Source organism: Bradyrhizobium betae (genome assembly GCF_050632175.1).
In the GTDB taxonomy this organism is placed as follows: Bacteria; Pseudomonadota; Alphaproteobacteria; order Rhizobiales; family Xanthobacteraceae; genus Bradyrhizobium; species Bradyrhizobium betae_B.
The window spans coordinates 6,982,146-7,005,623 of sequence record NZ_CP192576.1 but is presented as its reverse complement, the minus strand read 5'-3'; the positions used below and the strand labels follow the sequence as shown (position 1 = coordinate 7,005,623).

General features: G+C 65.4%; 19 protein-coding genes and 5 pseudogenes. 16 read left to right on the top strand and 8 right to left on the bottom strand.

What is annotated here, in order from left to right:
* Positions 1–25: 25 nt before the first annotated feature.
* Positions 26–1,412: pseudogene (gene chrA / locus ACQ86E_RS33715) on the bottom strand (chromate efflux transporter).
* Positions 1,412–2,231, bottom strand: a pseudogene (locus ACQ86E_RS33710) (chromate resistance protein ChrB domain-containing protein). Before ACQ86E_RS33710 ends, chrA begins: the two co-directional pseudogenes overlap by 1 nt.
* Positions 2,232–2,432: 201 nt before the next feature.
* Between ACQ86E_RS33710 and dmeF the strand changes: the two are divergent.
* Positions 2,433–3,398 (top strand): CDF family Co(II)/Ni(II) efflux transporter DmeF, encoded by a 966-nt coding sequence (gene dmeF / locus ACQ86E_RS33705; RefSeq protein ID WP_431203596.1) that lies wholly within the window; start codon positions 2,433–2,435, stop codon positions 3,396–3,398.
* A 50-nt stretch (positions 3,399–3,448) separates the two neighbouring features.
* Here dmeF and ACQ86E_RS33700 read toward each other — a convergent pair whose 3' ends face one another.
* Positions 3,449–3,640: a hypothetical protein gene (locus tag ACQ86E_RS33700; protein WP_211385917.1), complete on the bottom strand. Its 192-nt coding sequence runs from the start codon at positions 3,638–3,640 to the stop codon at positions 3,449–3,451.
* Between the two features lie 31 nt (positions 3,641–3,671).
* A complete protein-coding gene (locus ACQ86E_RS33695) occupies positions 3,672–4,829 on the bottom strand; it encodes an MFS transporter (protein WP_431206631.1) in 1,158 nt (385 codons plus the stop codon).
* Positions 4,830–4,998: 169 nt separating this feature from the next.
* On the opposite strand from ACQ86E_RS33695, the gene ACQ86E_RS33690 reads away from it, so the two are divergent.
* Positions 4,999–6,258, top strand: a complete 1,260-nt coding sequence (locus ACQ86E_RS33690) for an adenylate/guanylate cyclase domain-containing protein (RefSeq protein ID WP_431203595.1) — start codon at positions 4,999–5,001, stop codon at positions 6,256–6,258.
* 118 nt (positions 6,259–6,376) lie between these two features.
* On the opposite strand, the pseudogene ACQ86E_RS33685 reads toward ACQ86E_RS33690, so the two are convergent.
* A pseudogene (locus ACQ86E_RS33685) lies at positions 6,377–7,622 on the bottom strand (MFS transporter).
* Between the two features lie 166 nt (positions 7,623–7,788).
* Between ACQ86E_RS33685 and ACQ86E_RS33680 the strand changes: the two are divergent.
* Complete coding sequence (locus tag ACQ86E_RS33680; protein ID WP_431203594.1) at positions 7,789–9,153, top strand: Nramp family divalent metal transporter; 1,365 nt, start codon at positions 7,789–7,791, stop codon at positions 9,151–9,153.
* 5 nt (positions 9,154–9,158) lie between these two features.
* Here ACQ86E_RS33680 and ACQ86E_RS33675 read toward each other — a convergent pair whose 3' ends face one another.
* The 3 genes and pseudogenes from ACQ86E_RS33675 to hemB form a co-directional block, all read right to left on the bottom strand.
* Positions 9,159–9,935, bottom strand: a complete 777-nt coding sequence (locus ACQ86E_RS33675) for an arginyltransferase (RefSeq protein ID WP_431203593.1) — start codon at positions 9,933–9,935, stop codon at positions 9,159–9,161.
* Positions 9,936–10,065: 130 nt separating this feature from the next.
* Positions 10,066–10,609, bottom strand: a pseudogene (locus ACQ86E_RS33670) (RDD family protein).
* A 240-nt stretch (positions 10,610–10,849) separates the two neighbouring features.
* Positions 10,850–11,910 (bottom strand): annotated as a pseudogene (gene hemB, locus ACQ86E_RS33665) (porphobilinogen synthase).
* Between the two features lie 137 nt (positions 11,911–12,047).
* On the opposite strand from hemB, the gene ACQ86E_RS33660 reads away from it, so the two are divergent.
* From ACQ86E_RS33660 to ACQ86E_RS33600, 13 genes are all read left to right on the top strand, one after another.
* Positions 12,048–12,548 (top strand): DUF6163 family protein, encoded by a 501-nt coding sequence (locus tag ACQ86E_RS33660; RefSeq protein ID WP_431203592.1) that lies wholly within the window; start codon positions 12,048–12,050, stop codon positions 12,546–12,548.
* Between the two features lie 535 nt (positions 12,549–13,083).
* On the top strand, positions 13,084–13,602 hold the full coding sequence (ldtR, locus tag ACQ86E_RS33655) for a transcriptional regulator LdtR (RefSeq protein ID WP_007603420.1): 519 nt from the start codon (positions 13,084–13,086) through the stop codon (positions 13,600–13,602).
* 209 nt (positions 13,603–13,811) lie between these two features.
* Positions 13,812–14,048, top strand: coding sequence for a hypothetical protein (locus ACQ86E_RS33650; protein ID WP_015685678.1), 237 nt, complete (start codon positions 13,812–13,814; stop codon positions 14,046–14,048).
* A 37-nt stretch (positions 14,049–14,085) separates the two neighbouring features.
* Positions 14,086–14,307 carry a hypothetical protein gene (locus ACQ86E_RS33645; RefSeq protein ID WP_015685679.1) on the top strand — a complete coding sequence of 74 codons (222 nt, stop codon included), beginning with the start codon at positions 14,086–14,088 and terminating at the stop codon, positions 14,305–14,307.
* A 259-nt stretch (positions 14,308–14,566) separates the two neighbouring features.
* On the top strand, positions 14,567–15,865 hold the full coding sequence (gene glyA, locus ACQ86E_RS33640) for a serine hydroxymethyltransferase (protein ID WP_015685680.1): 1,299 nt from the start codon (positions 14,567–14,569) through the stop codon (positions 15,863–15,865).
* Positions 15,866–15,894: 29 nt separating this feature from the next.
* Positions 15,895–16,377: a transcriptional regulator NrdR gene (gene nrdR, locus ACQ86E_RS33635; protein WP_007603426.1), complete on the top strand. Its 483-nt coding sequence runs from the start codon at positions 15,895–15,897 to the stop codon at positions 16,375–16,377.
* Entirely contained in the window at positions 16,374–17,522 is a 1,149-nt protein-coding gene (gene ribD / locus ACQ86E_RS33630; protein WP_431203591.1) for a bifunctional diaminohydroxyphosphoribosylaminopyrimidine deaminase/5-amino-6-(5-phosphoribosylamino)uracil reductase RibD, read from the top strand. Before nrdR ends, ribD begins: the two co-directional genes overlap by 4 nt.
* 1 nt (position 17,523) lies before the next feature.
* Complete coding sequence (locus ACQ86E_RS33625) at positions 17,524–18,135, top strand: riboflavin synthase (protein WP_431203590.1); 612 nt, start codon at positions 17,524–17,526, stop codon at positions 18,133–18,135.
* Between the two features lie 61 nt (positions 18,136–18,196).
* On the top strand, positions 18,197–18,688 hold the full coding sequence (ribH, locus tag ACQ86E_RS33620; RefSeq protein ID WP_431203589.1) for a 6,7-dimethyl-8-ribityllumazine synthase: 492 nt from the start codon (positions 18,197–18,199) through the stop codon (positions 18,686–18,688).
* A gap of 2 nt (positions 18,689–18,690) precedes the next feature.
* Entirely contained in the window at positions 18,691–19,188 is a 498-nt protein-coding gene (nusB, locus tag ACQ86E_RS33615; RefSeq protein WP_431203588.1) for a transcription antitermination factor NusB, read from the top strand.
* Positions 19,189–19,345: 157 nt separating this feature from the next.
* Positions 19,346–20,344, top strand: coding sequence for a thiamine-phosphate kinase (gene thiL, locus ACQ86E_RS33610; protein ID WP_431203587.1), 999 nt, complete (start codon positions 19,346–19,348; stop codon positions 20,342–20,344).
* Positions 20,345–20,559: 215 nt separating this feature from the next.
* Positions 20,560–21,078: a hypothetical protein gene (locus tag ACQ86E_RS33605; protein ID WP_431203586.1), complete on the top strand. Its 519-nt coding sequence runs from the start codon at positions 20,560–20,562 to the stop codon at positions 21,076–21,078.
* 270 nt (positions 21,079–21,348) lie between these two features.
* Positions 21,349–23,469, top strand: coding sequence for a sodium-translocating pyrophosphatase (locus tag ACQ86E_RS33600; protein ID WP_431203585.1), 2,121 nt, complete (start codon positions 21,349–21,351; stop codon positions 23,467–23,469).
* Positions 23,470–23,478: the final 9 nt, after the last annotated feature.

The following is a 23,478-nucleotide window of genomic DNA, read 5'->3' as shown; positions in this document are numbered from 1 at the left end:
ATAGCAACGCCAGCAGATGTCCTACCTAGATCACCCCTGCCAGCCGCAGCGCCACGCCCGCTGCGCAACTGCCCGCCAGCACCGTCAGCATCCCCAGCTTGAACCGGAAGATTGCAATCGCCGCCGCGATCGCCAGCAGCAGCGCCGGCACATCGACGCTGCTCAGCACCGGCCTATCGAAGTTCAGCGGGAACGCATGCACCGGCACGATTGCGCGAAACAGCGTGTGCAGCGCGAACCAGATCGAGAGATTGAGGATCACGCCGACCACGGCGGCGGTGATGGCGCTCAGCGCGCCGGCTAGGCCCGGGTTGCCGCGCAATCGTTCGATATAGGGCGCGCCGACGAAGATCCAGAGGAAGCAGGGCGTGAAGGTGACCCAGGTCGCGAGCAAGCCGCCGAGCGTTGCGGCGAGCATCGGCGACAAGGCGCCGTGATCGCGATAGGCCGCCATGAAGCCCACGAACTGGAGCACCATGATGAGCGGGCCGGGCGTGGTTTCGGCCATGCCGAGGCCGTCGAGCATCTCGTGCGGCTTCAGCCAATGATAATGCTCGACCGCCTGCTGGGCGACGTAGGCCAGCACGGCATAGGCGCCGCCGAAGGTGACCAGCGCCATCTTCGAGAAGAACAGTGCGATCTGGCTGAACACGCTGGCCTGCCCGAGGGCCAGAAGCAGCGCGATCACCGGCACCAGCCAGAGCGCCAGCCACAAGGCGCCGACCCGGATCGCGCGTCCGGCGTTGGGACGCACGTGCTCGGGCACGGCATCGCCGAGCATGCTGTCGATCACAGCGCCGCTGCCGCCGGGACCGTGACCGGAGGAGACAAATTCCGGGCGGCCGCTTCTTGCGCCGGCATAGCCGATCAGGCCTGCGGCGATGATGATGATCGGGAAGGGGACCGCGAAGAAGAAGATCGCGACGAAGGCGATCGCAGCGAGCGCGATCATGATGCGGTTCTTCAGCGCGCGCTTGCCGACCCGGAAGACCGCCTCGACGACGATGGCGAGTACGGCGGCCTTCAGGCCGAAGAATAAGGCCTCGACGAAGCCGACATTGCCGAAGGCGGCGTAGATGTAGCTCAGCCCCATGATGGCAATAATGCCGGGCAGGATGAACAGCCCGCCCGCCATCAGCCCGCCGGCGGTGCGGTGCATCAGCCAGCCGATATAGGTCGCAAGCTGTTGCGCCTCCGGTCCCGGAAGCAGCATGCAATAGTTCAGCGCATGCAGGAAACGGGCTTCGGAGATCCATTTCTTCTCCTCGACCAGAATCCGGTGCATCACCGCGATCTGGCCCGCGGGAGCCACCAAAACTCAGGCAGGCGACGCGGAGCCAGACGCGAAAGGCCTCGTTGAAGCTGATGCCGTGTCCGGCATCAGCTTCCGTTTGATCGACGCGGGTATCCATCACGATTTCACTTTGTTGGTCGGCCAGTTGTGGGTCTCGCCGGTGGCGTCGCGGCACCAGCGGTAGAAGGCGTCATAGAGCAACATGCCGGCCTCGAGCTGCGCGATGTCGTCATCGTACATCCGCGACAGCCCGAGCGAGGCCGCGAGCAGGCCGGGCGCTTCCGGCGCAAGGTCGAGGCCGCGCGGTATCGGCGCCACGCACCAGCGTTGCCAGCCGGAGCAGGGCCGGAGTGGCGATCCCGAACTCTTCAACCATGACGTCGAAGGTGCAGAGCTCGCCGCGGTGGCTCCAGAACACGTTCTCGACGTCGAAGGGGGCCGCGCCGAACCGTTCGCCGACGGCGACGACCTCGGACGGCGCGACGTACAGGAACACTGCGTTGGGATCGACGAAACGGCGGAGCAGCCATGGGCAGGCGATACGGTCCACCTTCGGCCGTGCCCGCGTCACCCAGACGGTGCGTCCCCTGGCATCGCGCGGCGGCAGTTTTGACGCGTCGATCAGCGGCAGCCCGGCGTCCTTCCAGCCTTCGAAGCCGCCCTCCAGCGTCTCGGCCTGCACGCCGAGCTGCCGCAGCCAGGCCGCCGTGCCCTGCGCGAGCTTTGCGCCGCGAAGGCAGGCGACGATGGCGGAGCGGCCAGAGAGCTCGCCGCCCCAATCGGAGACAGTGTCGTGGCTCAGCTTGATGGAGCCGGGGATCAGCCTGGGGTCGGCGGCAAAATCCTCGTCCGTGCGCACGTCGATCAGGACAGGGGCGTTGGCCGTGCCGATCAGCCGTGTCAATTTGTCGGATGATATGGTCGCGAATGTTGACATGATGCGTCCTCGCATAAACGAAACGGGACGCGATACTTGGGCATGTCGCCTCGTGGGGAGATCGCTCAAATCCCCATGGACGGCATTACAACGAAATCGTGCGGGCCTGTCAATTGCTGGTTCCGAAGGCGATGAGCGTTAGAAAGATCGGCTGCCGGGGCCTATATTGATCAGAGACATCTGTTCCCGGAGCCTGACCTGATGCATTCCCATTCCATCGAGCAATGGACCCATGACCACGCTTTCCTCGGCGACAGGCACGACGAGAACGAGCGGCGCACCTGGCTCGTCGTCGTCCTGACGCTGGTCATGATGATCGGAGAGATCGTCGCCGGCTCGCTGTTCGGCTCGATGGCGCTGCTGGCCGACGGCTGGCACATGGGCACGCATGCGGCGGCGCTCGGCATTGCCGCCTTCGCCTACCGCTTCGCGCGGCGGCACCTCGGCAATTCGCACTTCACCTTCGGCACCGGCAAGTTCGGCGATCTCGCGGCCTTCTCCAGCGCGATCATTCTCGGACTGATCGCGGTCGAGATCGCCTATGAGAGCGTGCTGCGGCTGTTCACCCCGGTGCCGATCGTCTACGGCGAGGCGATCGCGGTGGCCGTGCTCGGGCTCTGCGTCAACCTCGCCAGCGCGTGGCTGCTGCGGGGCAGCCACGACCATCATCACGGTCATGATCATGCGCATGACGACCACGACGATCATGACCACGACCATCACGGTCATCATCACCACCACCATCACGACAACAATCTTCGCGCGGCCTATGTCCACGTCATGGCGGATGCCGCGACCTCGGTGCTGGCGATCGTTGCGCTCGTCGTCGCAATGTATTCGGGATGGGTCTGGGCTGACCCTGCGGTCGGCCTGATCGGCAGCGCCGTGATCGCGAGCTGGGCGGTCGGCCTGATCAGGAATGCCGGCGCGGTGCTGCTCGATGTGCGCGCCGACGAAAAGCTGGAGCGGCTCATTCGCGCACGGATGGAAGCCGGCGACGACCGCGTCACCGACCTACATCTTTGGCAGATTGGCCCCGGTCATTATGCCGTGCTGCTCTCGGTGGTGTCGGACACGCCAAAGCAGCCTTCTGTCTACAAGCGGCGGCTCGCCGGCCTGAAACGACTGAGCCACGTCACGGTCGAGGTCGAGACGTGTCCGCATTGACGTGATGGCGAAGGCGGAATTCCGCGGCTTGGCTGCAGGCCCGGTCGGGGTCAGCTCTTCGGCGCGGTCACCGCGGGTGGGCTCGCGTCCGGGGCCTTCTTCGGCCGCAGCGAGCCGGCATAGAACGAGACCAGCCAGACCAGGATGATGGCGAGCAGATAGACGCCCCAGGCCTGCGGCGGCGTGGTCGCCCAGCGCAGGAGGCCTTTCAAGTCGCGGGGCGGGCGGTTGTCTTCGGTCATCGTTCACTTGTGCGCGAAAGCCGCGAGCCGGTCAATCGGGCCGCGGCCCGGCGCGGATCAGAAACAGGGCCGCCAGCGCCGACAGGCTGAGCGCGGATGAGACGATCAGCACCCTGGCCCCCATCACGTCGATCAGCAGGCCGAAGGCCAGCGGCGCCACGGCTTGCGCCATGCGGGCGGGAGCGCCGATGATGCCGAGGCGATAACCAAAGTCCTTCGGGCCGAAGATCGAGAGCGGCAGCGTGCCGCGCGCGATGGTCAGGATGCCATTGCCGGAGCCGTGGAACAGCGCAAACGCGCTCGCCGCGGCGCCGCCGAAGATCGCCACGACCACGGCGCCGAGCGGATGGGTGAGGCAGGCGAGCCGCGTCGACCACAGCGGATGGAAGCGGCTGAGGAAGCCGGCCTCGAGGATGCGCGCGCCGACCTGCGCCGGGCCGATCAGCGCGCCGGCGGCGATCGCCTCGACCGGTGTCGCGCCCATCGTCTCCAGGATGCGCGGGAAATGCGCGGCCATCGCGCCGGTGACGGTCCAGACCGCGGCGAAGACGAAGGCGAGCAGGATCATGGTGCGGTCGAGCGGGACGTGCGGCTTCTCCGCCAATGCTGCCGCCTGCTTCGCGCCCTTGATCGCCGGCAGCATGACAAAGTTCAGGGGCAGGCCGATCAGGATATTGGCGGCAGCCCAGGCGAAACAGGTGTCGCGCCAGCCGATATGGGACAGGCCCCAGGCGGTGAGCGGCCAGCCGACGGTCGAGGCAAAGCCCGCCATCAGCGTGATGCCGGTGATGGACCTGCGTGCCTTGGTGCCATAGATGCGGCCGAGCGCGGCGAAGGCAGCATCGTAGAGCCCCATCGCCATGCCGATGCCGAGCACGAGCCAGGCGATCGCCATCACCACCACGGATTGCGAGAGGCCGAGCAGCGCGAGGCCGGCTGCGATGATCAGGTTCGAGGCCGACAGCACCTGCCGTCCGCCGACGAGATCGATCCGCCGCCCGATGCGCGGGCCGAGCATCGCGGAGATCACGAGCGAAGCCGAGAACGCGCCGAAGATCCAGTTGGAGGAGACGCCGAGGTCGCGCGCCATGGGATCGGCGAGCAGGGCCGGCAGATAGTAACTGGAGGCCCAGGCCAGGGTCTGCGTGGTGCCGAGCGCGAGGATGATCGGAAGCTGGCGCTGGCTCATATGCCGGTGTTTCTGGTCGGCGGTGTCATCGGCCAGCATTTGCTGCCTGCGGCGCCGGTGCGTCAACAGCGCCTGCGGCATATTGGACCTGCTGCGGGCGGGCGCCTTGATGGCGCGCGGTTCGCGCGCGGCCTTTCGCTCGTCACGAATGCACGCCATAATAGCGCGCATGCAATTGACCTCGCGCCTTGCGCTGATGAACTGGCTGACCGGCCAGGGCCTTACGGGCCTGCCCGAAATCGAACTGCTGCGCGGCTTCTGCGAGCGCTGCCGCGCCGAAGGCCTGGAACTCTCGCGCGGGCTCGTCGTCATCGACACGCTGCATCCGATCTACGAGGGCCGCGGTTTCCGCTGGAGCGACCGTCCCAGCAACGAGAGCGACGCGTTCGAATACGGCTCGACCGCCGAAGGCGACGCCGCGCAGAGTTGGCGCCGTTCGGTGTTCTTCCACATGCTCGAGCACGGACAGGACGAGATGGTGATCGATCTCGCGGATGCGCCGTCGATGGATTTTTCGCAGATCGGCGAACTCGCCGAGAAAGGCCACACGCACTATCTCGCCTTCGTGCATCGCTTCGGCGAGAACGGCGCGCTCGGCCTGATGGACTGCCTCTACTCCTGCTGGACCACGCGCCGCCCTGATGGTTTCGGCGAGGACGAGCTTGCCGCGTTGCGCGATCTCGTGCCGGTGCTGGGGCTCGCGATCAAGTCGGCGCAGCAGATGGACATCGCGCGCACGCTCGGGCGCGTCTATCTCGGCCGCGATGCATCCGAACAGGTCTTGCGCGGGCGCATCTCGCGCGGCGTCACCGAGCGCATCAACGCCGTGCTCTGGTATTCGGATTTGCGCGGCTCGACCGGGATCAGCGAGAGCATCGGCCCGGACGAGATCATCCCGTTCCTCAACGACTATGCGCAGGCCGTGATCGACGCGATCCACGATGCCGGCGGCGACGTGCTAAAGCTGATCGGCGACGGCGTGCTGGCAATGTTCACGGCTGCAGACATGGCGGATGCCCGGCGCGCCGCGCTGCGGGCCGAGCACCTGTTCCGCCAGAATGTCGCGGCGCTGAACGCGCGGCGGGAGGCGGACGGCCGCCCCACCACGTCGGCCTATATCGGCCTGCATGTCGGCGAGGTCTTCTACGGCAATATCGGCAGCGAGGACCGGCTCGACTTCACGGTGGTGGGGCCGACCGTCAACGAAGTGAGCCGCATCGCCTCGATGAGCCGCTCGGTCGATCGCGAACTGCTGGCCTCGGCCGAGTTCTACAAGGGGCTCGACGCCGCCGGGCGCCGCTATCTCGTCTCCACGGGCCGCTTCGCGCTGCGCGGCATCGGCCGCGCCCAGGATCTCTACACGCTCGATCCCGAGGTCGACGCAAGCGAGCCGGTGACGGGGAGCTACGAGCGGTATCTCGCGAATTAGGGCCGGGCTTTTTCAACATACTCCGTCATTGCGAGCGCAGCGAAGCAATCCAGAATCTTGCCGTAGACGCAGTCTGGATTGCTTCGTCGCTACGCTCCTCGCAATGACGAGGTTGCGGTCAGCACCGCGCCGCCACTTCGTCTCCCACCATGGCCGGCTGCCGATCCAGCGCAACCGCTGGTGACAGCCAGATCACCAGCGCCTGCACGCCGAACACGGCCGCCGCGAGATAGAGGCACGCTTCCGCGCTCCAGACGCCGCCGACGATGGCGCCGAGGGCCGAGCCGAGCGGACGGGCGCCATAGCTCATGATGTTGATGGCGGAGACGCGCCCAAGCAGGCGCGGCGGTGTCACGGACTGGCGAAGCGTGGTGGTCGAGATCACCCACAGGATCGGTCCGACCCCGAGCAGGAAGAAGCTGAAGGCCGCGAGCCAGGGCGAGGGGACCAGCACCGTCAGCGCCATCACCAATGCGGCGACAAATCCCGTGACGGGGCCGAGGCCGACCACCGTTCCGAAGGCAATTCGCGTCATCACGCGCGTGGCCAACAGCGCGCCGATCACCATGCCGACACCGTACATCGTCAGCACGGTGCCGACGCCGGCGGCGGTCAGGCCGAGATGACGCACGGCATAGGGCACGAACACCGCGACCTGCAGGAACCAACCGGTATTGAAGATGAACTGGGTGATGAACACAGGCCGCAGCAACGGATGGTGAAACACAAAGGCCGCGCCTTCGCGAATATCCTGGAAGGGATGACGCCTCGGCGGGGGTGTCCGCGCGGGCTCGTAGATGCCGGAGAGCAGCACGACCGCAATGGCCGAGGAGCGCGGCGGCAAAGCCGAAGGCCGGGCTCGCTCCCCACCAGCCGACCAGCGCACCGCCGAGCGCAGGACCGCTGGCGAAGGCGATGGTGCGTGCAAGCTCGATCCGCGCATTGGCGACCGGCAGGAGGTCCGCGCTCACCAGCGACGGCACCAGCGCCGGTGCAGCCACGCTGTAGACGACGGTGCCGCATACCGCCGCAAAGCCGAGCAGCGCCAACAGCGGCAGATTGAGCGCGCCGAGCGCGAGCAGCAGCACGATGGCCGCGAGCGCCACCGCGCGGAGCGCCTCGGCGCCGGCCATCAGCGAGCGGCGGGAGATCCGGTCGGCCAGCAGGCCTGCCGGGATCGCGAACAGGACGAAGGGCAGGGTGAGCGCGGTCTGGAGCAGCCCGGTCTGGCCTTCGGCGACCCCCAGCGTCAGCACCGCGACGATGGGAGCCGCAGCCAGCGCGATCTGCTCGGCCGACTGCGCCGCCAGATTGGACCAGGCCAGGCGGCTGAATGTGTCGGGAAGGCGCGGGGGATTTGACATGGCTCATTTCCTGCAAAGTCGGATGGGCGCCACTATCCGCTACCAACCGCAGCAACCCACCCGCTTCCCGACAAGGCGGCGAAGAAGGATCGCGAGAGGAACCTGCGCGGCTAGATGCAGTTGCAAATGAGTTGCAATAAAGTTCGACTTCGGTATTCTTCCCCCCATGGATGCTCGATCGCCCGATTTGACCCAAAACCTTCCCCGAGATGCCGCCGGCTGGCGCACGGATGCGCCGACCACTAAGAGCCTTGCCGAGGTGAACGGATCGGTCGCGCTCCCGATTGCGGGCGTGTGGTGGCGCCGGCTGCTCGCTTTCGTCGGGCCGGGCTATCTGGTCTCGGTCGGCTACATGGATCCCGGCAACTGGGCGACCGACCTCGCCGGTGGGTCCAAGTTCGGGTACACGCTGCTCTCGGTCATCCTGCTCTCGAATTTGATGGCGATCCTGCTGCAGTCGCTGGCGGCGCGGCTCGGCATCGTCACCGACCGCGATCTCGCGCAGGCCTGCCGCGCGACGTACTCGCCGGCCACGAACTTCCTGCTCTGGCTCGCCTGCGAGGCGGCGATCATCGCCTGCGATCTCGCCGAAGTCATCGGCACCGCGATCGCGCTGAAACTGCTGTTCGGCATTCCCCTGATCGGCGGTGCGCTGATCGCCGCGCTGGATGCCTTCCTGCTGCTGCTCCTGATGAACCGCGGTTTCCGCTTCCTCGAAGCCTTCGTGATGGCGCTGCTCGCCGTGATCGCGGTCTGCTTCGCGGTCCAGATCGTGGCCGCGGCACCGCCGGTCGCGGAGGTCCTGCGCGGCTTCATGCCGAAGACCGAGATCTTCACCAACCCGGAGATGCTCTACATCGCGATCGGCATCATCGGCGCGACCGTGATGCCGCACAATCTCTACCTGCACTCCTCGATCGTGCAGACGCGCGCCTATGAGCGCAACGACACCGGCCGGCGCGAGGCAATCAAATGGGCGACGACGGACTCGACCATCGCCCTGATGCTGGCGCTGTTCATCAACGCCGCGATCCTCGTGGTCGCCGCTGCGACCTTCCACAAGAGCGGGCATTCGGACGTCGCCGAGATCGGCCAGGCGTTCGAGCTGCTCTCGCCGCTGCTGGGGTTCGGCATCGCCTCGACGTTGTTCGCGGTGGCGCTGCTCGCCTCCGGCCTGAACTCGACGGTGACGGCGACGCTCGCCGGCCAGATCGTGATGGAGGGCTTTCTCGATTTGCGCCTGCCGAGCTGGGCGCGCCGCCTGCTGACGCGCGGCATCGCCATCATTCCGGTGATCGTCGTCACTGCGATCTACGGCGAGCGCGGCACGGCGGATCTGCTGGTGTTCAGCCAGGTCGTGTTGTCGATGCAGCTGCCCTTCGCCGTCATCCCGCTGGTGCGCTTCGTCTCGGACCGCCGCAAGATGGGCAAGTTCGCGATTCCCAAATGGGTCGCCGCGATCGCGTGGATCGTCGCGGGCATCATCGTGATTTTGAACGTGAAGCTGCTTGTGGATACGCTGTTCGGGTGAGCGCGCTAATCCTGCGGCTCGGACGACGCGTCGCCCTGTGCGTCGATGCGCAGCCAGCCCGACGGTGCCAGCCGCTGCTGCGGCAGGAAGCGGGCCTTGTAGTCCATCTTCTTGGAGCCTTCGATCCAGTAGCCCAGATAGACGTAAGGAAGGCCCTGACGCCGCGCCCGTGCGATGTGGTCGAGGATCATGAAGGTGCCCATCGAGCGGCTGACCTGGCCCGGCTCGAAGAACGAATAGACCATCGACAAGCCGTCGCTGAGCACGTCGGTCAGGGCGACCGCGATCAGCTCCTCGCCGCGGCCGGTGATGCCGCTGTCGGGGCCACGCTTGCGATACTCGATGATGCGGGTCTCGACATGGCTGTCCTCGACCATCATGGCGTAGTCGAGCACGGTCATGTCGGCCATGCCGCCGTGGCGGTGACGGGAGTCGAGATAGGCGCGGAACACCGAATATTGTTCCGAGGTCGGCACCGCGCTGCGCTGCTCGCCGATGATGTCGGCGTTGCGCGCCATCACCTTGCGGAAGTTGCGGGATGGCCGAAATTCGTTGGCGACCACCCGGACCGAGACGCAGGCGCGGCACTGGTCGCAGGCGGGCCGGTAGGCGATCGACTGGCTGCGGCGGAATCCGCCATGGGTCAGAAGGTCGTTGAGGTCGCCCGCGCGCTCGCCCACGAGGTGCGTAAACACCTTGCGCTCATGCCGGCCCGGCAGATACGGGCAGGGCGACGGCGCGGTAAGGTAAAATTGTGGGGTGTCGCGCGAGTGCTGGGTCAAGGGACGTCGTGGGCCTCCGAAGTGGGTGTCAGCATCGCGCTACGAAAGCCCTTGGTCAATTGGTCCGCTCGGCAGATCAGATCATTCAGCTTAGCGGGTCCTGGTTGACAGGTCCTTGATCACCAGCTTCTCAATAGGTCCTTGCTGCCTGAGGCACGGGCGCCCGGACCGAATTGTTGACGATGACCGTTCCCAGCACGAAATCGTGCAGCAGGGCGCCGGCGGCCATTGAACAAGCCGACCAGCACCACGAAGGGCGACAGGAACGAGACCGTCACCCAGAACAGCACGGCGTGGGTGGCGCCGAGCACGAAATAGCCCGGAGCGCCGTACCAGGTGCGCAATTCGAGGTCCATCAGGCGCATGCCGATCGTCGCCGACGACGGACCGCCGATGCAGGCGCCGTAATAGACGATGGCCCAGATCACGGACGCCGGCCAAGCCAGCCAGAACAGTGCCCAGCCGATGCCGAGTGTCACCACCCCGAACAGGGCGATGAAGAGGTATCCGAGGATCACCGGCACGGAGATCACGACCATGTCGACCAGGAAGGCGAACACCCGTCGCGTCGCGACGCCGCGGAACAGCTCCGGATGCAGATAGGGATCATAGGCGTGAGCCGCGCCGTCGCTGCGCCAGGCATTGCCGGAATTGCCCGAGTCCGAATACGACATGGTCCGCCTCCCAGGGAAAACTCCCGTGACAGGACATGGGAATAATCCATCTCCGTGCCAAGGGCGCGCTGGGATTAACTAGCCGAAATATTCCGGCGATTCCGCGGCGGTGCGCTACACCCTCACTGTCGTCCCGGACAAGCGAAGCGCAGATCCGGGACCCATAGCCCCAGGGAGTAGTTTGGTGATGACGCGTCGTTGCTCCCGTCGCCGGGACGACACCGGAGGGGCCGCGCGAGCTTATGCTTGGCTGCGCAGCTTCTCCGCCGCCTTCGGCGCGAAATAGCTAAGAACGCCGTCGGCGCCGGCGCGCTTGAAGGCGAGCAGGCTTTCCATCATCGCGCGCTCGCCGTCGAGCCAGCCGTTGTTGGCGGCGGCCGCGATCATCGCGTATTCGCCGGACACCTGGTAGGCGAAGGTCGGCATCGCAAACGTGTCCTTCACGCGGCGGACAACGTCGAGATAGGGCATGCCCGGCTTCACCATCACCATGTCGGCGCCTTCGGCGATGTCGAGCTCGACCTCGCGCAGGGCCTCGTCGGTATTGGCGCTGTCCATCTGGTAGGTACGCTTGTCGCCGGTGAGCGTCTTGGCCGAGCCGATGGCGTCGCGGAACGGGCCATAGAAAGCGGAAGCGTATTTGGCCGCATAGGCCATGATCTGCACGTCGAGGAGACCCGAGTGGTCCAGGCCTTCGCGGATCGCGGCGACGCGGCCGTCCATCATGTCGGAGGGTGCGATGATGTCGCAGCCGGCTTCGGCCTGCACCAGCGCCTGACGCACCAGCACGGCGACCGTCTCGTCGTTCAAAATCTTGCCATCGGTGATCAGGCCATCATGGCCGTGGCTGGTGAAGGGATCGAGCGCGACGTCGCAGAGCACGCCGATCTCGGGAAACTCCTTCTTGATCGCGCGCACCGCCTGGCAAACCAGATTGTTCGGATTGGTCGCTTCCGAGCCTTCGTCGTCGCGCAGGGACGGGTCGGTGTAGGGAAACAGGGCGATGCAGGGAATGGTGAGCTTCATGGCGCGCTCGGCCTCGCGCACGGCCTGGTCGACGCTGAGGCGGTCGACGCCCGGCATCGAGGCGATCTGCTCGCGCTTGTTGTTGCCGTCGATCAGGAACAGCGGCCAGATCAGATCGTCGGTGGTGAGCACGTTCTCACGCACCATGCGCCGGGCCCATTCGGCCTTGCGGTTGCGGCGCGGACGGATGGTCAGATCGAGGGCAGGGAGGCTCCCGCGCCAGTCCCGCGCGAAACCTCGCGCAATTCGATCGGACGTCCGTATTTGATCGCCATCACTCTTCCTCCGGCTGGAATTATTCTTATACCAGCTCGCATGGTTCCCGTCACCGCGGCTTGACCTGCCGCAAGGCAGAATTGAACGGACTGGGCAGCCGATTGATTTTGCGGGGCGAACCAGCCAGAAGAGGGCCATGTCCGAGATCTCGACCCGCGACCCGGCCCGCGACGGCGCCCATGCCAGGGACGCCAGAGACAATGCCCGGGAAAACGCCATGTCGGTGGCGGCGATCTCGTCGGAGCGCCAGGAGTCCGACGACAATGTCTGGACGCGCCGGCTGGTGCTGTTCCTGCGGGTGATGGCGCTGCTCTCGATCCTGAAGGGCCTCTATCATTGGGCCCAGGTGACCGGCTTCGTCGGCGGCGAGGACGAGGCGTTCGAGAACCAGTCGATGGCCTGGCAGGCCTCGACCATCTACTTCGCCGTGATCGAACTCGTCGCGGCGGTCGGCCTGTGGCTGGCGACGCCGTGGGGCGCGGTGGTGTGGCTGACGACCGTGGTGTCGATGGCGGTGATCGAACTGATGTTCCCGGGAATCTACGGCGGCAGCCTGGTCGTGGTCGGCGTCGAGGTCTTCATGCTCGCCGCCTATCTCGGGCTCGCCTGGATGGCCGCGCGCGAAAGGCCGCCATAGCGCAGCGTCGTCGCAGTTCAAAACACTCTCGTGCCCCGGACGCAATGCAGCGCGCCGATGGCGATGCGAAGCATCCTCCAGTGCGGCGTGATGCGTTGCAGTGCCGGGGCCCATCTCTCCGCGATCTCGTTTTTGGGCCCTGGGTCCGGGATCTTCGCTGCGCTCGTCCGGGACACGAGAGTGGAGTTGTAGCTACTTGGTTGACCGCTGGTTGCGTAAAATTCGACGTAACTTTTCGCTAACCAGCCCGTTCCGCCACAGCCGTTACGCGCGCGTTTCGAAACGGGGCGGGGCTGTTCAGGAATGCGACAACCGGGGCGGACGGAGGGTGAACAGGACCTTACGAGGGTCAACAGACGGTTGCGAAAAGCCCTTGTGGCACAGGCTTAATCCGCAATTCACTCTCTTAAATTCATGATCTCTTTATTCTCTTATTTAAGCCGATCTTCAAACGGCCCCCTTAAGTTGCACCTATCAGACGGGACACAAGTTTCGTCGAATGAGTGTCGATAAAAACGACAACAGGGGAAGTGTCATGATGAAAGCCGTCGCAACTGCGGCAGATACCGCAGAACGCGTCTCCGGCCAGCAGGGCTCGGTGCAGACGCTCTATCTGGAAGCTTTGACTCTGGTGGAGCGGCTGCATCGCCGGCTCCTCGACGTCATCAAGGACGAGTTCGATCGCCGCGGTCGCGCGGACATCAATTCGGTGCAGGCGCTTTTGCTCTACAACATCGGCGACAAAGAGCTGACCGCGGGCGAACTGCGCACGCGCGGTTACTATCTCGGCTCCAACGTTTCCTACAATCTGAAGAAGCTCGTCGAGCTCGGCTTCCTCGATCATCAGCGTTCGCGCGTCGATCGGCGCTCGGTGCGCATCCGCCTGACCCCGCAGGGCCAGGAAGTCCGCCGCATCGTCGACTCGCTCTACCAGAAGCATGTCAAGACCGTTGAACAGGTCGGCGGCATCTCCGGCGAGGAGTTCTCGACCCTCAACAAGTCGCTGCACCGCCTCGAGCGGTTCTGGACCGACCAGATCCTGTATCGGCTCTGAGTTTTTCCGGGGGATCAAGGCCAAGCCGGCCCATAACAAGACCGGCGGCCCTCCCGAAACTATCTGCCAAACGTGCCTCACTTCCCCAAGCGCGCCGGCCCGGCTTGTCCCGGACCGGTGCGTTTTGTCGTCTCGCGGTTGCGAAAAATCCACAACCCGGCGGAACCAGTTCCCTGCCTCGCGGTTATCTCGCCGGATCGGAGGATGCGATGCTGGTCGAACGCGGGTTGCAGGCTATGAATGTCGAGCTCGTGAGCGATGCCTATGCCATCGCCGCGAATTACCTGCGTCGCTCCGGCGCAATTCCCGACACGCTCGTCACCAACGAACGGCTGCTCGAGATCATCGTCAAGCTCCTCCAGCATGGCGAACTCAACAAGATCAGGCTCGCGAACAAGGCGATTGGCCGGTTCGAGGCCCAGTCCGGGGCCCGCGCGGTTGCCTGATCGAAACTCCCAGAATTCCATCGAAACAGAGGGTGCCATGGAAGCTGCTATCGACCGCATCATGCAGACCTATGACCTGCTCGCCAACCGCACCTCCGCGGCGAGCGCAGAGGCGCGGACCAAGGTGACGAACTATCTCAATACCTTGATTGAAGCGGGCGAGAAAGACACCCACAGGTTGACGGTGTGCGGCCTGACTTATCTGCGCCAGCTCGACGGCAGCGTGGACCCCGTGAAGGCGGGCTATACGGGACTGTAGGGCACCCGGGAGGGCACCCGGGCGTTACCGGCTCCGCGCACGTCCCTAAGGGTCCAAACCGGACCCTTTGGGCCCTTCGGAACGGGGTGGTTTCAGAGAACCGCTCTTCCATCCCACCATATCTTGCATAAATATCAGGCCCGACCCGCAACTACTTGGCCTGTTGCGGGCGATGTGGTAGATCGCGCGTGCTTCCGATCGCCACACCAGACCCGTCCGTAGCCCACCAAAAGGCTGCGGCGGTGGAGATATTCGCAAGATGACCCTCGCCAAAACCGCCTCCGCGCCCGACTCGTTTTTCACCGCCACGCTCGACCAGGCCGACCCGGAAATCGCCGCCGCCATCAAGGGCGAACTCGGCCGGCAGCGCCATGAGGTCGAGCTGATCGCCTCCGAGAACATCGTCAGCCGGGCCGTGCTGGAAGCGCAGGGTTCGGTGATGACCAACAAGTACGCCGAGGGTTATCCGGGCGCGCGCTATTACGGCGGTTGTGAGTGGGTCGACGTCGCCGAGAACCTCGCGATCGATCGTGCCAAGAAGCTGTTCGGCGCCAATTTCGCCAATGTGCAGCCGAACTCCGGCAGCCAGATGAACCAGGCGGTGTTCCTGGCGCTGCTGCAGCCCGGCGACACCTTCATGGGTCTCGATCTTGCGGCCGGCGGCCATCTCACCCACGGCTCGCCCGTCAACATGAGCGGCAAGTGGTTCAAGGCCGCGCACTACACCGTGCGCCGCGAGGACCAGATCATCGACATGGACGCGGTTGCCAAGCAGGCCGAAGAGGTCAAGCCGAAGCTGATCGTCGCCGGCGGCTCGGCCTATTCGCGTCCCTGGGATTTCAAGCGTTTTCGCGAGATCGCGGACAGCGTCGGCGCTTACCTGCTGGTCGACATGGCGCATTTCGCGGGCCTCGTTGCCGGCGGCGTGCATGCTTCGCCGGTGCCGCATGCCCACATCACCACCACGACGACGCACAAGTCGCTGCGCGGACCGCGCGGCGGCCTGATGCTGTGGAATGACGAGGCGCTGACCAAGAAGTTCAACTCGGCGATCTTCCCGGGCCTGCAGGGCGGCCCGCTGATGCATGTGATCGCGGCGAAGGCGGTCGCCTTCGGCGAAGCGCTGCGTCCGGACTTCAAGGTCTATGCCAAGAACGTCGTCGAGAACGCCAAGGCGCTGGCCGAGACGCTGAAGAGCCACGGCTTCGATATCGTCTCGGGCGGCACCGACAACCATTTGATGCTGGTTGACCTCAGGCCGAAGGCGCTGAAGGGCAACGTCTCGGAGAAGGCGCTCGTTCGCGCCGCCATCACCTGCAACAAGAACGGCATTCCGTTCGACCCCCAGTCGCCGTTCGTCACCTCCGGTATTCGGCTCGGCACGCCGGCGGCGACGACCCGCGGTTTCGGCGTCGCCGAATTCCAGCAGGTTGGCGGCATGATCGCCGAGGTCCTCAACGCGATCGCACAGTCCGACGATGGCAAGGCGCCGCTGGTGGAGGCCGCGATCAAGGAACGGGTCAAGGCGCTCACCGACCGGTTCCCGATCTATCAGTAAGGCCAAGAAAACCGGTTAAGGTACAACGGATGCGCTGCCCGAACTGCAACAGTCTCGATACGCAGGTAAAGGACTCGCGTCCGACCGAGGACTCGTCCGTCATCCGCAGGCGGCGCGTGTGCGTCGCCTGCAATTTCCGCTTCACCACCTTCGAACGCGTGCAATTGCGCGAGCTCACGGTGATCAAGCGCAACGGCCGCCGCGTGCCGTTCGACCGCGACAAGCTGATGCGCTCGGTGTCGATCTCCCTGCGCAAGCGGCAGGTCGAGCCGGAGCGGGTGGAGAAAATGGTCTCCACCATCGTGCGCGAGCTGGAGACCGGCGGCGAGGCCGAAATCTCCTCCGAGGTGATCGGCGAGACCGTGATGGAGCATCTGCGCACGCTGGACGACGTCGCCTATGTGCGCTTCGCCTCGGTCTACCGCAATTTCCGTGAGGCCAAGGATTTCGCCGACGTGCTCGGCGAGCTCTCCGGTGAGGAGGAAGCGCGGCTCGCCGCGATCCGCAAATGATCTTCCGCATCCTGGAGGATCAGTTCGCGCAGAAGGCCCGTGAGGCCAAGGACGCCGATCGCCGTTTCATGGAGCTGGCCCTTGCTCTCGGCCGGCGCGAGCAGGGGCGGACCTGGCCCAATCCCGCCGTCGGCGCGGTCATCGTGAAGGACGGAATCATCGTCGGCCGCGGCTGGACCCAACCGGGCGGGCGGCCGCATGGCGAGCCTGAAGCCTTGCAGCGGGCCGGCGAAGCGGCGCGCGGCGCCACGCTCTACGTCACGCTCGAGCCGTGCTCGCATTTCGGCAAGTCGCCGCCCTGCGCCGATGCGGTGATCGCAGCCGGAATCAAGCGCGTGGTCGCGGCGATCGAGGATCCCAATCCGGAAGTAGCGGGTCAGGGCCATGCACGCCTGCGCGCCGCCGGCATCAATGTGGACGTCGGTCTATGCGCGGCGGAGGCCGCCTTCGATCATTCCGGCCATTTCCGCCGCATTCGGGACAATCGCCCGCATGTGATCCTGAAGCTCGCAGTGTCGCCCGACGGCAAGATCGGCGCGGCCGGCGGCAAGCCGCTCGCGATCACCGGCGAGGCGGTGCGCGATCGCGTGCATCTGCTCCGTGCGCAGAGCGATGCCATCCTGGTCGGCATCGGCACGGTGCTGGCGGATGATCCGCAGCTCAACTGTCGCCTGCCGGGCATGGAAGCGCGTTCTCCGGTGCGTATCGTGCTCGACCGGAATCTTCGCATCCCGGCCACGAGCCAGCTGGTCCGTTCAGCGCGCGAGACGCCGCTCTGGGTCGTCAGCTCCGAACTCGCCGAAGCCGCCGCCGCAACCCGCCTTGGCGCTGCCGGCGCGCAGATCATCCGCATACCGCACGCCAGCGCTTCCGGGCTCGATCTTCCGTCTGTGCTGCATGCCCTGGCCGGGAAGGGCATCACGCGGCTGATGGTCGAGGGCGGCAGCCGGGTCGCAGCATCGTTCATTGCGGCCGACCTCGTCGACGAAATCTGGCTGTTCCGCGGAGCGGAAGCGGTTGGGCTCGGCGGAATAGATGCGCTCGATGCATTGCCCCTGTCGAAAATCACGCAGTCGCAGGCCTACAAGGTTCATGCTAGCGAGACATTCGACAAGGATACCCTCACCATCTACGAGCGCGCCTAACATGTTCACCGGCATTGTCACCGACATCGGCGAGATCATCGGCTTCACGCCAACGGCGCAGGGGCAATTGCACCGGCTGCGCATTGCCTGCCACTATGACCAGGCCACCATCGCCGACGGCGCCTCGATCGCCAACAACGGCGTCTGCCTGACGGTGGTTGCCTCCGGCGTCGAAGGCGGCAGAACCTGGTTCGACGTCGATGCCGCGGCCGAGACGCTGGCGCTGACGACGGCCAAGCATTGGAAGCTCGGCACGAAGCTCAATCTCGAGCGCGCGCTGAAGATCGGCGATGAACTCGGCGGCCACATCGTCGCCGGCCACGCCGACGGGATCGCCACACTCGTCAGCCGCGAGGATCTGCCCGAAATGGCGCGGTTCGAGCTCTCGACCACGCGGGAGCTGGCACGGTTCATCGCCACCAAGGGTTCGATCACGCTCGACGGTGTCTCGCTGACCGTGAATACGGTGAAGGACGTGAGCTTCTCGGTGCTGATCATCCCGCACACGCTGACGGTCACGACGATCGGCGGCTGGAAGGCGGGCGCCGAGGTCAATATCGAGGTCGATTTGATGGCCCGCTACGCGGCGCGGCTGACGGAAATGACAGTTTAAAACTTGGCTTACCCGCCTGCGGCGACTACATAGCGCCAACCCCTGTGAAATGGATCGAAGAATGGCTGATGCACGGCGTGCACCCCTGAAGGACCAGACCGACGTTTCCGGCGCTCGCGCGCTGATCGTCGAGGCGCGGTTCTACGACGATCTCCAGGACGCGATGCTCGAAGGCGCGGTGATGGAGCTGAAGGCGGCCGGGCTGACCCATGACGTCATCACTGTTCCCGGTGCGCTGGAGATCCCGGCGGCGATCGCCATCGCCGTCGATGCGGCTGCCGCCAACGGCAAGCCTTATGACGCGGCGATCGCACTCGGCTGTGTCATCCGCGGCGACACCATTCATTTCGAGATCGTCTCGCAGGAATCCTCCCGTGCGCTGATGGATCTTGCGGTGGCGCGCAAGCTGCCGCTCGGCAATGGCATCCTCACCGTCAACAATGAAGACCAGGCTTGGGCGCGGGCGCGCGCCAGCGAGCTCAACAAGGGCGGCGATGCCGCGCGCGCGGCGATCGCGATGCTGCGCATCAAGCGCCGGCTGGCGCGGGCTTGATCATGGCCGATCACAGCAAGAAGCCGCCTGTCGGCACCGAGAAGAAAGCGAACCGGCGCGGCGCGGCTCGGCTCGCGGCCGTGCAGGCGCTGTACCAGATGGACATCGCGGGTGCCGGCATCAACGATATCTTCGCGGAGTTCGAGAGCCACTGGCTCGGCAACGAGGTCGAGGGCGACACGTATCTGCCGGCGGAAGCCGCCTTCTTCCGCGACGTCGTCTCCGGCGTCGTGCGCGACCAGAAGAAGCTCGATCCCCTGATCGACGAGGCGCTGTCGCAGGGCTGGCCGTTGAAGCGGATCGAGGCGATCCTGCGCGCAGTCCTGCGGGCAGGGGCCTATGAGCTGCAACACCGCAAGGACGTGCCGGGCCGTGTGGTCGTCTCCGAATATGTCGACGTCGCCAACGCCTTCGTCGACCGCGAGGAGACCGGCATGGTCAATGCCGTGCTCGACCAGATCGGCCGCCAGTTTCGCGGCGACGAGTTCGGGCGGGGGTAGACACACATTCCGCTGTCATCACCCGCCTTGTGCGCACTTGCGCACTGGAGCGGGTGATCCAGTAAGCCGCGGCAGCGGTTATTGATTTCGGACGGCTCGGCGTACTGGATCGCCCGGTCAAGCCGGGCGATGACAGCAGTGGGTGTGGCTAAGGCAGATGGCAGACTCTCAAAATCCCTCCGCCGAAGACTCCCTCATCGCGCGTTATTTCGAGCCGCTGGCGACAGATCCCGGCGCGTTCGGGCTGGTCGATGATGCCGCGGTCCTGGCTTCGTCCGGCGACGACATCGTGGTCACCACCGACGCCATCGTCGAGGGCGTGCACTATCTTGCCACCGACCCGCCCGACACCATCGCGCGCAAGGCGCTACGGGTAAACCTGTCCGATCTCGCCGCCAAGGGCGCGGTCCCCGCCGGCTTCGTCCTGACCCTGGCGCTGCGCAGCAAGGAAGACGCCTGGCTCAGGCCGTTTGCGGATGCCCTCGGCGAGGACAGCAAGACCTTCGCCTGTCCACTGCTTGGCGGCGACACGGTGTCGACGCCAGGACCGCAAATGATCTCTATCACGGCTTTCGGCCGCGTCCCGAAGGGGCGGATGGTCGGCCGCACCGGTGCCAAGCCGGGCGACCGCATCCTGGTGACGGGAACGATCGGTGATGCGGCGCTTGGCCTCGACGTGCTCACCGGCGGCGCGGCGGCGGCGGCGCTCGTGTCCGATCCCGCCGCAAGAGAGGCTCTGGTCTCGCGCTATCGTGTTCCGCGGCCCCGCAACGTTCTTGCGCAAGCCGTACGCGAGCATGCCTCGGCCGCGATGGATGTCTCCGACGGGCTCGCCGGCGATCTGACCAAGCTCTGTGCGGCGTCCGGTGTCTCGGCCACGGTCGACGTGGCGAGCGTGGCCCTGTCAGCCGCGGCCGCCGGGTTGATCGCGCGTAGCGTCGTTTGCGTTGAGACGCTGCTTGCCGGGGGCGATGATTACGAGGTGCTGTGCACGGTGCCGCCGGCGCAAAGCGATGCGCTGATTGCAGCAGGGCAGGCGGCAGGCGTGGTCGTCACGGCGATCGGCACGATCGTCGCGGGCGATGGGCGGCCGCGCTTTCTCGACGGGCACGGCCAGGAACTGGCCCTGAAGCGCCTGTCCTACAGCCACTTCTGAATTCAAGTCCGCTCGAATCCCATCCGTCCCTTCAGCCTTGCCCGATCGCCGGTTGTCGCAACCCCGGCGCAAGCAAGCCGACGTACCAGCGCCATTGATGCACAAGCAGCCAATGGGTTTGATTCGATGACGGCAGCCATTTCGAGTGCGAGCGAGGCACAGGCTGCCCCGGGAGGGAGTGCGGAAGCTGCACGCTCTGTTGCAAGGTCTACAACGTGGTCGAGCTCGGCAAGGCCGCCGGCAAGTGGTGCTCGCATTGCAAGCCCGGGCGGGGCTGCACGATCCACGACAAGCTGCCGAACGAGTGCGCGGCGTTCAATTGTCTCTGGAAAACCATGCCGTCGATGTCGATGCAATGGAAGCCCGAGCAGTCGAAGATGGTGCTCACCTTGCACCCCGATACCAATAACATCCATGTCGTGGTTGATCCCGGCCTGCCGTCGGCCTGGACCCGGGAGCCTTATCACGGCCAGCTGCGCGGGTTGGCGAAGACCAACATGATGAAGGGCCATCTCGTGGTGGTGCTGGTCAATGAGCAGGCGACGCTCATTCTGCCCGATCAGGATGTCACGATCGGCATCCTCAAGCCCGAGCACGTCATTTCGGTGACGCAGGAGACTGGCCCCAATGGCGGCGTCTACGACGTCAAGATCTTCAGCCGGCGCTCGACGGCCGAGGGGCAGGCCCTGGAAATGGTATCGACCTCCCGTCATCCGGTCAGGTCCGCCGCCTGAGGCGGAGGCCGGGACCGGCGCATGTCGGTGTCGAAGAGGCGCCTGGAGAGATTTCCGCTGAGCGGGCGTCTACGACCTAAATACCTGCCGAGTTCGCCTTTTCGGCCGCTTCCGGCGTTGCACGCTCAATGCGATTTTGGCAAGCTTGTGGCCGACTAACGCCACCTCTTCAGGGCAAGAGGCGGGGTTGTTCAAAATCAAGGCGCCGCACCGCAAGACGGACAACAAAAGGCGCCGGGGACACATCAAGGATCTGAGGCAGAAAATCACATGACAGCATTATGGTTGATAGTGCTCTGCGGAGTGCTTTCCGTCGTCTACGCGATCTGGGCGACGTCTTCGGTGTTGAGTGCGGACGCGGGGTCGCCGCGCATGCAGGAGATCGCGGCAGCGGTGCGCGAAGGCGCACAGGCTTATCTCCGGCGCCAGTACACAACGATCGGTATCGTCGGCATCGTCATCTTCGTGCTGCTCGCCTACTTCCTCGGTCTTTACGTCGCGATCGGTTTTGCCATCGGCGCCATCCTGTCGGGGGCGGCAGGCTTCATCGGCATGAATGTCTCGGTCCGCGCCAATGTGCGGACCGCCCAGGCGGCGACCACCTCGCTCGCCGGCGGTCTCGAACTCGCCTTCAAGGCAGGCGCCATCACCGGCATGCTGGTGGCGGGTCTGGCTCTGCTCGGCGTGACGCTCTATTTCGGCTTCCTGGTGCATTCGCTGAAGCTTGCGCCCGATAGCCGTGTCGTGGTTGACGCCTTGGTGGCGCTCGGCTTCGGCGCCTCGCTGATCTCGATCTTTGCCCGTCTCGGCGGCGGCATCTTCACCAAGGGGGCGGATGTCGGCGGCGACCTCGTCGGCAAGGTCGAGGCCGGCATCCCGGAGGACGATCCGCGCAACCCGGCCACCATCGCCGACAACGTCGGTGACAATGTCGGCGACTGCGCCGGCATGGCCGCCGATCTGTTCGAGACCTATGCGGTGACCGCGGTCGCCACCATGGTGCTCGCGGCGATCTTCTTCGCCAAGACGCCGATCCTCTCCAACATGATGACGCTGCCGCTCGCGATCGGCGGCATCTGCATCATCACCTCGATCATCGGCACCTTCTTCGTCAAGCTCGGGCCGAGCCAGTCGATCATGGGTGCACTCTACAAGGGGCTGATCGCCACCGGCGTCCTGTCGCTGGTCGGCATTGCCGGCGTGATCTACTTCCTGATCGGCTTCGGCAAGCTCGACGGTGTCGACTATACCGGCATGGCGCTGTTCGAATGCGGCATCGTCGGTCTCGTCGTCACTGCGCTGATCATCTGGATCACCGAATACTACACCGGCACAGACTATCGTCCGGTGAAGTCCATTGCGGCGGCGTCGGTGACGGGTCACGGCACCAACGTGATCCAGGGCCTGGCGATCTCGATGGAGTCGACTGCGCTGCCGGCAATCGTCATCATCGCCGGCATCCTGGTCACCTACAGCCTGGCCGGCCTGTTCGGCATCGCGATCGCGACCGCCACCATGCTGGCGCTGGCCGGCATGGTTGTCGCGCTCGACGCCTTCGGTCCCGTGACCGACAATGCCGGCGGCATCGCCGAGATGGCGGGCCTGCCGAAGGAGGTGCGCAAGTCGACCGACGCGCTCGACGCGGTCGGCAACACCACCAAGGCGGTGACCAAGGGCTACGCGATCGGCTCCGCCGGTCTCGGCGCGCTGGTGCTGTTCGCGGCCTACAATGAGGATCTCAAGTTCTTCATTGCGGACTCCGCACACCACGCTTATTTCGTAGGCGTCAAGCCGGACTTCTCGCTGAACAATCCCTACGTGGTCGTGGGCCTCCTTTTCGGCGGCCTGCTGCCCTATCTGTTCGGCGCGATGGGCATGACGGCGGTCGGCCGCGCGGCGAGTGCGATCGTCGAGGAGGTGCGCCGGCAGTTCCGCGAGAAGCCGGGCATTATGCAGGGCACCGACAAGCCGGATTACGGCAAGGCGGTCGACCTGCTCACCAAGGCTGCGATCAAGGAGATGATCATCCCCTCGCTGCTGCCGGTGCTGTCGCCGATCGTCGTCTACTTCCTGATCTACGTCATCGCCGGCGGCGGCGCGGCCGGCAAGTCGGCAGCGTTCTCTGCTGTCGGCGCGATGCTGCTCGGCGTGATCGTGACGGGTCTGTTTGTCGCGATCTCGATGACGTCGGGAGGCGGCGCCTGGGACAACGCCAAGAAGTACATCGAGGACGGCCATTACGGCGGCAAGGGCAGTGATGCCCACAAATCCGCTGTGACCGGCGACACTGTCGGCGATCCCTACAAGGACACGGCGGGACCTGCGGTGAACCCGATGATCAAGATCACCAACATCGTGGCCCTGCTGCTGCTGGCGATCCTGGCGCACTGACCGGCGTTA